At 52.7% G+C, this 12371-nt stretch carries 6 protein-coding genes and 4 pseudogenes; 8 read left to right on the top strand and 2 right to left on the bottom strand.

The features are described from left to right. The first annotated feature begins 12 nt into the window (after positions 1 to 12). From dpdJ to dpdD, 3 genes are read left to right on the top strand one after another with little or no spacing between them, the layout of a single operon-like run. Positions 13 to 4542: a protein DpdJ gene (gene dpdJ / locus ACL2XF_RS18695; protein ID WP_413727332.1), complete on the top strand. Its 4530-nt coding sequence runs from the start codon at positions 13 to 15 to the stop codon at positions 4540 to 4542. Next, positions 4539 to 5081 carry a phospholipase D-like domain-containing protein DpdK gene (gene dpdK / locus ACL2XF_RS18690; RefSeq protein ID WP_413727330.1) on the top strand — a complete coding sequence of 181 codons (543 nt, stop codon included), beginning with the start codon at positions 4539 to 4541 and terminating at the stop codon, positions 5079 to 5081. The genes dpdJ and dpdK overlap by 4 nt, the downstream gene beginning before the upstream one ends. Further along, positions 5078 to 7333, top strand: coding sequence for a protein DpdD (gene dpdD / locus ACL2XF_RS18685; protein WP_413727329.1), 2256 nt, complete (start codon positions 5078 to 5080; stop codon positions 7331 to 7333). The genes dpdK and dpdD overlap by 4 nt, the downstream gene beginning before the upstream one ends. A gap of 54 nt (positions 7334 to 7387) precedes the next feature. Here dpdD and queD read toward each other — a convergent pair whose 3' ends face one another. Then, positions 7388 to 7750, bottom strand: coding sequence for a 6-carboxytetrahydropterin synthase QueD (gene queD / locus ACL2XF_RS18680; RefSeq protein ID WP_009114672.1), 363 nt, complete (start codon positions 7748 to 7750; stop codon positions 7388 to 7390). 461 nt (positions 7751 to 8211) lie between these two features. Here queD and ACL2XF_RS18675 point away from each other — a divergent pair. The 5 genes and pseudogenes from ACL2XF_RS18675 to ACL2XF_RS18655 form a co-directional block, all read left to right on the top strand. Continuing rightward, a pseudogene (locus ACL2XF_RS18675) lies at positions 8212 to 8573 on the top strand (type II toxin-antitoxin system RelE/ParE family toxin). After that, entirely contained in the window at positions 8557 to 8880 is a 324-nt protein-coding gene (locus tag ACL2XF_RS18670; RefSeq protein ID WP_413727328.1) for a helix-turn-helix domain-containing protein, read from the top strand. Before ACL2XF_RS18675 ends, ACL2XF_RS18670 begins: the two are co-directional and overlap by 17 nt. Positions 8881 to 9041: 161 nt before the next feature. Beyond that, positions 9042 to 9134 (top strand): annotated as a pseudogene (locus tag ACL2XF_RS18665) (zincin-like metallopeptidase domain-containing protein); the annotation flags it as partial. A gap of 552 nt (positions 9135 to 9686) precedes the next feature. Next, positions 9687 to 10160, top strand: coding sequence for a hypothetical protein (locus tag ACL2XF_RS18660; RefSeq protein WP_413727327.1), 474 nt, complete (start codon positions 9687 to 9689; stop codon positions 10158 to 10160). 232 nt (positions 10161 to 10392) lie between these two features. Next, a pseudogene (locus tag ACL2XF_RS18655) lies at positions 10393 to 11019 on the top strand (Fic family protein); the annotation flags it as partial. 1047 nt (positions 11020 to 12066) lie between these two features. On the opposite strand, the pseudogene ACL2XF_RS18650 reads toward ACL2XF_RS18655, so the two are convergent. Further along, a pseudogene (locus tag ACL2XF_RS18650) lies at positions 12067 to 12179 on the bottom strand (IS630 family transposase); the annotation flags it as partial. Positions 12180 to 12371: the final 192 nt, after the last annotated feature.

The following is a 12371-nucleotide window of genomic DNA, read 5'->3' as shown; positions in this document are numbered from 1 at the left end:
AACCATCGTTAAATGGAACAGATTATTCGCGCCGCACTCGATGAGCTGGAGTCTCAGGAGTCGGTACTGCTCACTTGGGGTAACACCCAGGGTTTCTTCACTCAGATCGAGCTCAGAAATATTATCACTCAGGTGCTACAGAACCAACCGCCCGACGCCAGCGGCCTAACCAGTTTCGGCGTAGCGAAAGTTATGCTCGATCGCGGATTGCTGCTGCGCCACCAGCAGAATGGCGTCTCGGTGTTCCGTACCCGCATGGCGGAGTCAGTGCGGCTTTACAGCCAGTTGCGCCAGATGTTTCCCAAGCATGGCCGGGGTGATAACTGGCGTACCGCGCCGACACTGGTATCCGACTATCGCTTTCTGCGCCGACAGCGCAAATACCCGCTACGCAACCTGCAGGCCGCTGAGGTTCTGCAGCAGCTTGATGAAACAGCCGGTTTTACCCCTACCCACCGCCAGCTACTGTCGGCACTGATCAGCCACTCGAGCGGAATGTACAACCTGGCGCGCTTTCAGCAGGATGCCTGTATAAACGTGCTGCGCGGCGTGCAGCAGAGCCAGCACCGTTCAACCGCCACCATTGTGTGCGCCGGGACCGGGACCGGTAAAACGCTGGCGTTCTATCTGCCTGCGTTGACCTTTATCGGTAGCGAACTGGTCGCCAAAAGAAAAGATGCGGTTAAGGCGCTGGCTATCTACCCGCGCAACGAACTGCTGAAGGACCAGTTTATCGAAACGCTGCGGCAGACGCGCAAACTGAACAATGAACTGGCAGAGAAAGGTGCGCGCAAGGTGCGGATCGCCGCGCTATTCGGCATGGTGCCGCTGAATAAAGACGCGATTTATCGCGACTACATGAAAAATGCCTGGAGCCGGCATCGCGACGGCATGGCCTGCCAGTATATTCCCTGCCCGACAGAGAACTGCCGCGGCAAAATGGTCTGGCGCACCGCCGATTTTGAAAACAGCATTGAGCGCCTGCACTGCGACAACTGTAGCCAGACCATCGAGCCTGACGAAGTGATCCTGACGCGTAAGCGCATGAGGGTCGAACTGCCTGACATTCTGTTCACCAGCACCGAGATGCTGAATAAAAATATGGGCAACCCATTTCTGGCATCACTGTTTGGCATAGGCAAAAATGTCGTCCCGCCGTCGATGATGCTGCTTGATGAAGTACACACCTATTCCGGCGTCAGCGGTGCACAGAACGGTATGCTGATCCGCCGCTGGCGGCATCTGTCCGGCGCAACACCGCACTTTGTTGGGCTGTCCGCAACCCTGGAGCAAGCGACGCGCTTTATGGCTTCGCTAACCGGGCTGGAAGAGCGCCTTGTGGCGGAAGTCAGCCCGACTGAGGACGATATGGAGACGGAAGGCGCGGAGTATATGCTGGCGCTACGCGGCGACCCGGCTTCCCGCTCTAGCCTGCTATCCACCACCATTCAGGCCTCCATGCTCACCAGACGTATGCTCGACAACGCAGCAGCGCCGGTCAGCAACGGCATGTACGGCACACGGAGCTTTGTTTTTACCGATGATATGGACGTCATTAACCGCCTCTACTTCCAACTGCTGGATGCCGAAGGCCGTTACTCAAACGGCAATATCAATGCTAATAAAGAACCGCTAGCGATGCTGCGCGGTGATGCGCCGAATGACGAAAAATTTACCTTTGGTCAGCAGTGGCCGCTGGCCAAAATGATCGGCCATACCCTAGACTCAGCTGACCGAAGCAATGTTAAGCGCACCTCTTCGCAGGATGCCGGCGTTGACCACGCTGCGGACATGATTGTTGCTACTGCGTCACTGGAGGTCGGCTTCAACGACCCGAGCGTCGGTGCCGTTATCCAACACAAAGCGCCACGCGATAATGCCCAGTTCCTGCAGCGAAAAGGGCGCGCCGGGCGTCAGCGCGCTATGCGCCCGTGGACCGTAGTGGTGCTGTCCGACTATGGTCGCGACCGCATGGCATTTCAGTGCTACGAAAACCTGTTTGAGCCGGTACTAAAGGCGCGCCAGTTGCCGGTCGGCAACAGCTACGTACTGCGTATGCAGGCGGCCTTTGCCACTATGGATTGGCTCTCTAGCCGCAACGAGTATCTTAATCATTGGAATCGCGGTATCTGGGATGATCTGTCAGTCCCGCAGGACAAAGGTAAGCCCTCTGGAGCTCAGTCAAAGCTGGCCGAGCTGATTGAAGACCTGCTGAACACCCAGAAAACCCAGCAGACATTTAACGCATGGCTGGCGGAAGCGCTGGGGATTAAGGACAATGACTTGCTGCAGTCCTTATTGTGGCAACCACCGCGCGCGATTATGACCGTGTTCCTGCCTACGGTACTGAGAAGGCTGCGATCCAACTGGTCCCGCCTTGGTGTTGAGCAGACCGATAACTGCCGCAAAAGCACGCCGATGCCGGACTTTATTCCGTCCGCGTTGTTTAACGACCTCTGCCTACCGGAGTTGCGGGTTAACCTGCCGGATGAAGCCGGTCAGGGGCCTGAAGCGCACAGCATGCCGATTTTGCAGGGGATGAAAGATTTCGCCCCGGGCCGCATCAGCAAGCGCTTTGCCTTCAAAAACATTCGCGAACGCCACTGGGTTGTGCCGGAAAACCTCGATCTGAAAGACGGCGCGCATCCCTTCCCTATTGACGACTACTGCCCGCCAGATAAACGCGAACCCATGCCGGATGGCTATATCACCATACGCGGCGGCATGCAGACTATCCCCTGCTTCCGCGCCTGGGAAGTGACGGCCAGCACGCCGCCGGATGACTTTAAACTGAGTGAAACCTCAAACGCGTTTCTAACCTGGCACACAGAGATCCGTCCTCCTCAGAGCGGCATCCCGGCGGACGTACCATCTAATAACGTCTGGCAGAACATTTTCCAGCAGGTTGAATTTTACACCCATCAGCAGCACTGCCCGATCGAAGCCGTGCGCTTCGCCACCGGCTCACGCGCCAATATCAAATTCAGCGACCAGCGCGAAGACCTACAGATTGATTTCAAATTTGAACACCAGGGCGAACCCGCTGCGTTTGGCTTCTCGTTGTGGGTGGATGCGGTAAAATTCCAGTGTCGGCTACCCAATTTTGACCTCGCCAGCATCAGCAACAACCGTGAACTGATGGCCGGACTGCGCACGGCGCGCTTCCTGTATGAAGTCAGCCACGACGAGGCCATCAGCGTTAATCCTTTCCTCGGCGACTGGCTGGCAGAAACCGTTCTGGCAGGCATCGGCAGCGAAGCTGTATTGAAAAATTGCACGCTGGAGCAAGCGTTTCGCGCACTGCAACACAACAGTGCGGGGATTGCCCTGCTTGACGTTCCGGCACGCATCTTCCAGACGCTGTATGATGCGCAGACCGGCGTAGAGGTCGAGCAGGATCTACAGCAAAGTCTGCGTGAACTGCTGTCCCAGGCCCCTGTGATGGCAAAAATTGCCGACTGGGTGGAATTGCTGTGGCAACCGCTGGAGAACAGTTGGCTGGAGTGGCTCACCCTCAACTTCACCAACACGCTGGGCGCGGCGCTGCTGCAAACCGCCATGCAGTTGTGTCCGGACGCTGACGATAACGACCTAATCCTCGACCTCAACAGTGGGCCGGTGCGCACTATACTGCTGGCGCCAGATCAGCGCGAGATCTGGCTGTCTGAAACCACCGTCGGCGGCGGCGGTATTATCGAGAAGATCCAGCAGATTTACCGTGAAGATCCGCGCCGATTCTTCGAACTGCTGAACTTCAACCTCAGCCCCGGCGACTACGAAACGATGGACAATAACGTCTGGCACCTACTGCAAAACCTGGCAAGCCCGGCATCATCTCTGCCCGCGCATATGAACGAGATGCGCCTTGCCAGTAACCATGCCAGCCAGGTCCAGGCGCAGCGTAACCTGTTGGGCGAGCTACAGCGCAGCGGCTTTATGACCAATCACAGCTTCCTGTCGGCGATCAACACCCGCCTGTTACGGCCGGGGACAGATGCCAGCAGTGACGCCTTTTTACTGCAACTGCACCAGGAGTGGCGACGGCAGGAGCAGCGGTTGGGTATTGAACTGCCGCAGCGCGTCTATGCCTTTACCCGTAGCCAGTCCAGCGCGCTCGACCAGCAACTGCGACGGGCCAGCAAGGGGCAGCACAACCTGGAGAGCTGGCGTTTCAATACATGCAATGGTCTGCTGTGGCCACGCGGTCATACCATCCGTGATAGTTGGCTGACCTGGTACAACCCTTACAGCTTTGCCGGGCCGACCGAGCGCCTGCTGCTGGCCCACGTGGTACAGCACCGCTGTGCTCAGGTGGTGCTCAGTCAGCCAGACTGGATGCAGCAGTGCCACCAGCATCTGGAGAATAACGGCAAATGCGAGTTGCTGGCCGAACAGGGCGATGCGCTGAATGAGGCCATCTCCACTCTCCTGGTCATCCCGGTGGAAATGTACGGGCTGTTCTTCTACCCGCGCGTCAGCGCCTTGCGCCGTCACAACAATGACACCTTCGCCATGATTGAAATTCCGGAGGCGATTCAATGAATACCCGTCGTATCTTTAAATCCAGAACCTCGCGTCAGAGTGAAGTTATGGATGTGCTCAGCTCCTTGCTGGTAGCTGAGATCGCCCAGCCCAGCGCGGAGCTGTGGATTGTCTCGCCGTGGATCACCGACCTCGACTTGCTGGATAACCGTGCCGGCCGTTTCGACTACCTCGAACCTGCTTGGGGGCAGCGCCAGGTACAGACCTCAGAACTGCTGGCGCGCGCGGTCGCCAACGGCGGCACGCTGAAGGTGATGACCAACGAGACCCAGCATAACGCACGTTTTATCCGCCAGTTAACCGAACGCGTCGCCAACTACGGCATGCTGGATAACCTGTTCATCGGCCAGAAAGAGGTGCTGCATACCAAAGGGTTCCTCGGTGAACATTTCTTCCTGAGCGGATCGATGAACCTGACGATCGGCGGGATCGTGATCAACGACGAACAGATCAACCTGACCACAAACAAAACCGCCATCATACAGGCGTTGCTGGCGTTTAACGACTTTTACCAACCGGTACAGGGAGGTGTGCAATGAACAACTCTGACAGCGAGCAGTTCCTGCGCACCTTTTTCCATAGGGAAAAAAATATTATCTCCTGGGAAAAAATCACGGGCGGCCTGCTGGAAGCGTCAACCTTACGGCGGCTGACCCCCTGGCTTGACGATGTTCGCAACGGACGCTTCCCGGTGATCCTGCCTCGCGTAGTGAAGGGCAGCAACGATAAAGTCACCTGGTATGCAGTGGCCAATGAGGAGCGGAACTATGCGGAACTGCGCGAGCTGATAGATGCGCACGTCGGCACCTCGTGGTCCGACTTTAACCGCCAGCGTACGATGCTGGATCCGAGCGACCCGGTGGAAAAAGCGCTGATCGACCACTATGGCGACAGCGTGTATAAATTCAGCTCGCTTTCGCAGTCAAGGATCCCGGAGATTTTCAACGGCATTGAGCGCCTGCGCCAGCAACTCGCCAGCCGCCCGAGCCGCCACCTCACTCTTCTGCGCCCGCGTGGCCGTATTCTGCGTGATATCCGCGCCGCTCTGCGCCGCCGTGATGTGCCGCAGACGCGTTTCTACCTGCAGGAATTGCGTGATGCAGGCGGCATCGGCCATATCAACGAGCTATTTATCGAACTGCGTTGCCTGGCGCAGGAAGGAGATGCCAAAAGCCTGCTCGACTCTACCGAGCTGCGCCAGGTACTGGATGTGCCGCATCCGCTGGTACTGGCCGAAGAAGTTATGGTGGTCTTGTATCAGCAGCTGTTGCTTGAATATGAGCAGGATAACGACATTGCCGCACAACGCCTGGCCTTCAGCAATTCGCTGGCGAAGAGCGTACCGCGCCTGTTTCAGGTCATCCAGGGCATTAACACGCCGGCGGCGGTTAAAAGTACCCTGCTGTGGCTGCTTTCTGACACTCAGAGCGATCCGGCCCGGCTGACGGAGCAGGCTCAGCAACTGGTTGCCGGCATGAAAGAAGCAACGGATGATGACCGCCTATGGGTCACCCAGTTGCTCGCAGCCCTTCCCGCCGTGACAGTGCCCGTCACAACAGCAGCTACCACAGACGATCTGATTGCTCGGGCCGACGAATATCCTGAAAGCGTGCTGGAAGAACTGCTGTTGCTGCCAGTCAGCACACGCGGTGTAGCCATTGCTTTAAAATGTGCTTGGGCAGTGGGCAGCGCAGAAGCGGCAATGAAGGCCGTCGGCTACCTGCAACGGCTGGCGCAACAGGAGCGTGACCCGCTGCTGGCAAAACCGACCTTCCAGCGTTACTACACAGCGCTACAGCTGCTGCTGCCTGCCACACCCACAAAACAGGATACAGCTGGGCTGGATAACTGGCAGGACTGGCTGCAGGAAGTGCTGAATAACCCGCAGTGGCCGGGCGCGATTGAGGCAGTAGAACAGGCCAGCCACCAATGGTCCGCCGCTGCTTTCCAGCCCGAGGCATTTATTTCGCTGCTGGATAAAAGCAACAGCCGCGCCAGCATGGTGCTGCGCGATGCCATTCCGGTGCTGCTGGAGTGGCTGGATAACCATCAGACCAGTGCTTCATGGCAGTCCGTCCGGCTGGCGTTGCTGCAACAACTGGCGCTGGACGACAACAGCTCACGCGAAGATATCTTCACCGCCTGCGATTTGGCTCGTGGCTATTTAGCGGGCGATAGTAATGCGCATGACTATCGCGAGCTGATAGAAAACCTGCAGATGATAATCGAGAGTTCCGGGACGGCCAGCGCCAGCGCTTGGCTGGATATGCTGGAACTGTTCTTGATCCACCCTACTGCTGACCAACCTGCAAGGGAGCGATTATTCAATCTGGTACTCAGCATGTTTTACAGTAACCCAGCCCGCTATAGTGAGCTGCAGTGGAGCCTGTTGGCTCAGTTTGCCGAAGAGAGCGGCCTTGCCTGTGAAGTTCCTCCGCAGATCGCAGAGGGCGGTGAAGAGAGAGCAGATGAGGTACGTGCAGGAGCAACACTGAATCACAAGGTGGTAGGCATTTATACATTGACCGAGTCGGTAGCGCAGCGCGTGAAACAACAACTACTTGCCGATTACCCTCAGGCTGATATTCGCCTCAACAACGACAAAGGTGGCTCAACCATGCTGCGTTCATTGGCTAAAGATGCGGATGTATTTGTCTTTGCCTGGCTAAGTTCTAAACACTCTGCTTATTACGCGATAAAAGAAGAGCGCGGGGAAAAGCCTTTCCTGCAACCTTCCGGCAAAGGCAGCACCAGCATGCTGGACTGCATTCGTAGTTATCTGAAAGAGTAATGGTAAAAAAATTTTAGGTGGCGTGAACACGCAACCAGTCACTTCAGTCGCGGGCTATTCACCGCGATAAGTACAACCCGCAGTGCAGGTTTCCTTAACGGTAATAGCACTCAGGATAGGGAGTTGCGGTTTAACCTGATTCCATATCCATTCAGCCAGTACTTCGCTGGTTGGGTTCTCCAGACCAGGAATATCATTGAGATAGTAGTGATCGAGGCGATCCAGAGTGGTTTTAAAAATGGCTTTCAACTCTGCAAAATCGATAATCCATCCGGTGTGTTTGTCCACCTCACCAGTGATTTCAAGGCGAACAACAAAGGAGTGTCCATGGAGTCTTCCACATTTATGACCATCGGGGACATGTGGTAGATTGTGTGCTGCCTCAAATGTGAAATCTTTAAATAATGTAGTCTTCATAGTTCCCTCATCTGTTTGTTATAAAATAACAAGGTGAAGGTTAATAGGAAAGATGTTTCATGTAGTGCCGCACATTGCCCATTTAGGTCGTGCACAACTGCTAAAGCAGTGCTTGGACTGCCCCCAAAACCGTGGACAAATTCTGTCCTCACGATGAGGCCCGTTCAAAGGCCTCGGAACTGGCCTCACCCATGCGGCTCTGACAGTAATGTTATAACCCGCGTTAAATACTTCACGCCAGGCCAGCACCTGTCTCACAGAAAGTCATACTATCTTACGGCGTTTCTCACCGGTCACTCGTAACATCCCGCTACTGGAAACATTGGTGGCTGTCATCGACAGCAGGGCTTCGTGGTCAGAAATAAGACAAAGTTTTGCAGGTTTCAAGTGCTTTGACTCTGCCAGAAAAGAGAGTAATCTAGCACTTAGTGCTATAGTTAAGATTGCAGGATGTCGGCCTGATGCATGTATTCAAAACCAAATGGTTCACTAAGGCGGCTAAATCCCACGCCATCAAGGATAGCGAATTATGTCAGGCTATTGAGGCGGTAATGCAAGGGAAAGCTGACGATCTGGGCGGCGGCGTTTATAAGAAGCGGCTGAACCAGAATCGCGATCGCGCCATCATACTGGCGAAAGGCGCACAGCATTGGTATTACACGTTTCTGTATGCCAAGCAGGGTATGGCGAACATTGATAATCGAGAACTGGCCGGATTCCCGTGAGTTGGCGAAGCACTTTGCCGCTCTTGCCGATGAAAAAAATTACGGCACTGATTAAGAATAAAGAACGGGTGGAGATTTGCCATGACCGCAAAAAGTAAATTCAAGAGTCCTGCATTTGAAGCCATCCACAGCGCGGCTTCTGGATTATTCAGCGTCGATGCTATCCCACAGGAAACGATGCGTAACTTTGACAAAGAGTGCCTCAGCAGCGTGGACAAGCTTCAACCCCTTGAGATTAAGGCGTTGCGTGAGAAGCTGAACGTCAGCCAGCCGGTTTTCGCCCGCTACCTGAACACCAGTGTTTCGACGGTGCAGAAATGGGAAAGCGGCATAAAACGCCCTAGCGGGTCATCGCTGAAGCTGCTTACCGTGGTGCAGAAACATGGTTTGAAGGTGTTAGTTTGATTGTGCCGGACAGACTTAGAAACCATCTCAATAGAGATTGTCGGTAAGCGTCCGGAAAAATGCTATTACAGACAGTAACTCACGGGCGCTCTACTCTACTACATCACGTCCGGTTCGGTGGGCGGGAGAGGCATGTCCTCACTGAGGCGTGATCCTCCCGCCTCAATGCCGAGCTGGGAAGCTCATTTCTGATTGCGGATCTGGGGATTGTCGAAGAGGTTCAGCATGAGAGCTACATCGCGTCATGGCTGAAGCGGAGCGCAGCCAGAGCGAGTACCGAACAACCATGCCCCGACAGCGGCATAAAAGATATCTCGCTGAATGCTGTAGATAATGCTCCACCATTCAGCATTGAAAAACCAGTAGTCTCGGTTTCTTCATGCTGAGACTTTTTGCTGCTCATTACTTTCAAGGGGCGAGATTAGGTTATCTCTTAATTAAATAAGTATTTGATAAATAATATTTAAATTAATTTGTCAGCATGCATTCTCCCTTCGAAATCCCTTGCGGTTCATTACCGTTAACGGTATCTTTTAGCTGCGCCTGCAAAATCAGGCGTCGGGATTGGTCTCCCGAGATTCATACTGGCGACATATGACGCGCCTGCGTCTTTTTTTATGTTGTATGTCCGGCCCTTGGGAGCGATGGTTGATTGTCTTCCACTTCAATGGTGGGCTGGACGGGGGCACCGCAAGGTGCGCCGGTGTCCAGTATGGCCGGTAAGACCAACTCCGTTCAGTCCATCACCCGCTAGATTGGTCTCTACGCTGTGGTGGTTTAAGACATAACATACTGGAGGCTGCCTAATGGCTACGATCCCCACTCGAACTCACACGTTACTTTCCATCCCTTTCAATTCAACCACCGATTTCACCGTTTTGGCAGGTCATTGTGAAAATCTGGCCGACGCTTTGCTGCAAAGCGACGATCCGGCGCAGCGCCAGGCGCTCAGCGCACGGCTTGACCGTTGCCTGGCGCAGTTGCGACCCACGTTGGACAATGCCATCCCATCTCATCTGATTGAAAGCCTGACCGTGGATGACCTGCCCATGACCTCCCCTCGCTTTGAACCCGATGCCGATCTGCTCTGCGGGTACGGCCAGGCGCTGGCGCGGTTGTTGGCGGAGCGTAAATTATCGCCGGAGATGGAGCCGGTTCTGGCCGGGCTGCTGTTTGATTTGGTGGTGTATTTCGCTGACGAATTGCGCGCGCCGCGCTGGATACGTACTGATGACGGGGTGAAATTTATCGAGGAACTGGATATGGTTAAGGAAAACTGAATACCTTGAAAGCAAAAAAACCAGCCGTCAGGCTGGTTTCTCTAAATCATAGTGCCTGGGCTCGGGAACATTCAGCTCTCTATTAAGTTGAATTCAAACATAAATTTTATCCCCGTCAGTTGTTAAGACCGAATATGTCGATAAAAATGATTTTTTTAAATATACGGCCCGAACCTGTTTACGATATCGACATGCTCCGGCAATCTGTCGATAAAACGCGATTTTTTAAACATATACGCCGCCGGTGGGTTAGGACGCCATTCGTAGTTTACTGGCGAACTGGGAGCGGTTTATACAGGGTGATGATGATTTAGATCCGCTGGTGAAAATGGCTATTGCGCACTATCAGTTTGAGTGCATCCACCCGTTCCCGGACGGGAACGGGCGAACGGGTCGTATCCTGAATATCCTGTACCTGATTCAGGCTGGATTGCTTTCGCTGCCTATACTGTATTTGTCCCGCTTTATCCTGGAGAGGCGTGATGATTACTACACATTCCTGCGCAGGGTGACAGAAGAGGGTGACTGGGAATCGTGGATTTTATTTATGTTAGAGGCAGTGAGGAACACGTCTCGGTGGACGACTGATAAGATATCGGTTGTCAGAGAATTGATGGCAGAAACCACAGCGTATGTGCGCGAGCAACTGCCGAAAATCTATACCCATGAACTTATCCAGGCGCTTTTTGCGCAGCCGTATTGCCGGATCGATAACCTTGTTGAACGAGGTGTGGCCAAACGCCAAACGGCATCAATATATCTCAAACAGTTAGTAACTATTGGCGTACTGGAGGAAATGACTGTTGGCCGTGAAAAGCTGTTTATCAACACCAGGCTGCTGCGTGAATTGGGTCAGTAACCTGGATGGTATGGAGTAAATACACATTGCTTATAAAATAGCCAGTATCAGCAGATAAGTGGGTTTTACATGCCGAGATTGATATTAATCGAGATAATGTCTTCAATTGACATAATAAGGTAGGTCGAATTTATAAAAGACCTACCCTAGAGATCGCTTTTCAACATCACTCGTTATCGCCGCTGGGTCCATGACGGTCCCATCGGCAAGTTTGGCATCCCGCCGTAATTATTACCACTTTGTCCTATATGAGAGGGATTCATAGGAACATTAGGCATACGGACATTGACTGGACCATGATCCATTAATCGAAGACTCACATTTTGCACCCCTGCTACACCCGCGCCAATCAGTGCACCTGGGACGCCGGCTTTTGCTGCCCCTCCTGCTGCCCCAATCATCATATCCCGACTTATAGAACATGCCGTTTGCGCATTCTCTGATCCCTTTGAACAATTCATAATTTATGATTTCCCTTCTTTATAAAACGATAAATAAAGAATATGATTATTGCACTAATCATGGTGATAAAAGAGGAGTAAAAAAAACTATAAACCTCGTCCTGAGTTATATTATCGAAAGTGAACCCTCTTTCCCATAAATAAATGTAGATATTTGAAAAAAAAGGACCGATTATTAACAGATAAAATGCCTTATTGGTTGTTCCGCTATTAGTAATATCAAAAAATAAAGCTAATAGTACATACAATAAAGGAGTACCTATATTAAATTCCATATTTCACCACATCAAGTATTTTAGGGCTAATAACAGTCTACTATAATTAACAAACGAAATAAAATTGAAAATTATTGAAACAGGTCAGTTATATAAATGAATGAAATCAGTTTTTTACATTAAACTTAATATAGCGCAACAATGTATAATCAAGAAACCTCGCCACTAACATGTAAGGGTTCTATGTCTTGATAATAATTATCGCTATGATAATATCATTGTACGTAGTAAGCGCACTGCCATGCTTGGTGATGCGGCCGTGTATCCTCCCAATCCACTGTTTCCCGTTCGCCACAGTCGATGGCGAAGGCGATTTTAGGATTGAGATCGATATCATCTCATCCTCGTAAAACACGGGATGTTCAGCGCTGTTCTTTTTCAATGCCTCATCGATAGCAGCCAGCTTTTCAGTTCTGTGTATATCCAGGTCGTATGGCTTTGCTCAAGTGTGGAATGATCACGATAAAATGTCGGCTGAAGTGCGGGACATTCTGGATATGATCCGTATCAAGGTAAATGGCGTTGATGTTGATGAGTAAGAAGTTACCTCTATGGCTAACAGGGGCTGTTTGTTAAATTGTAGCCCCTCCGGTTTTTAGTACCACTGCCACTTGTG

The organism is Sodalis sp. RH19 (assembly GCF_047324215.1).
Classification (GTDB): Bacteria; Pseudomonadota; Gammaproteobacteria; order Enterobacterales; family Enterobacteriaceae; genus Acerihabitans.
This window is presented reverse-complemented; position numbering and strand designations above follow the sequence as displayed.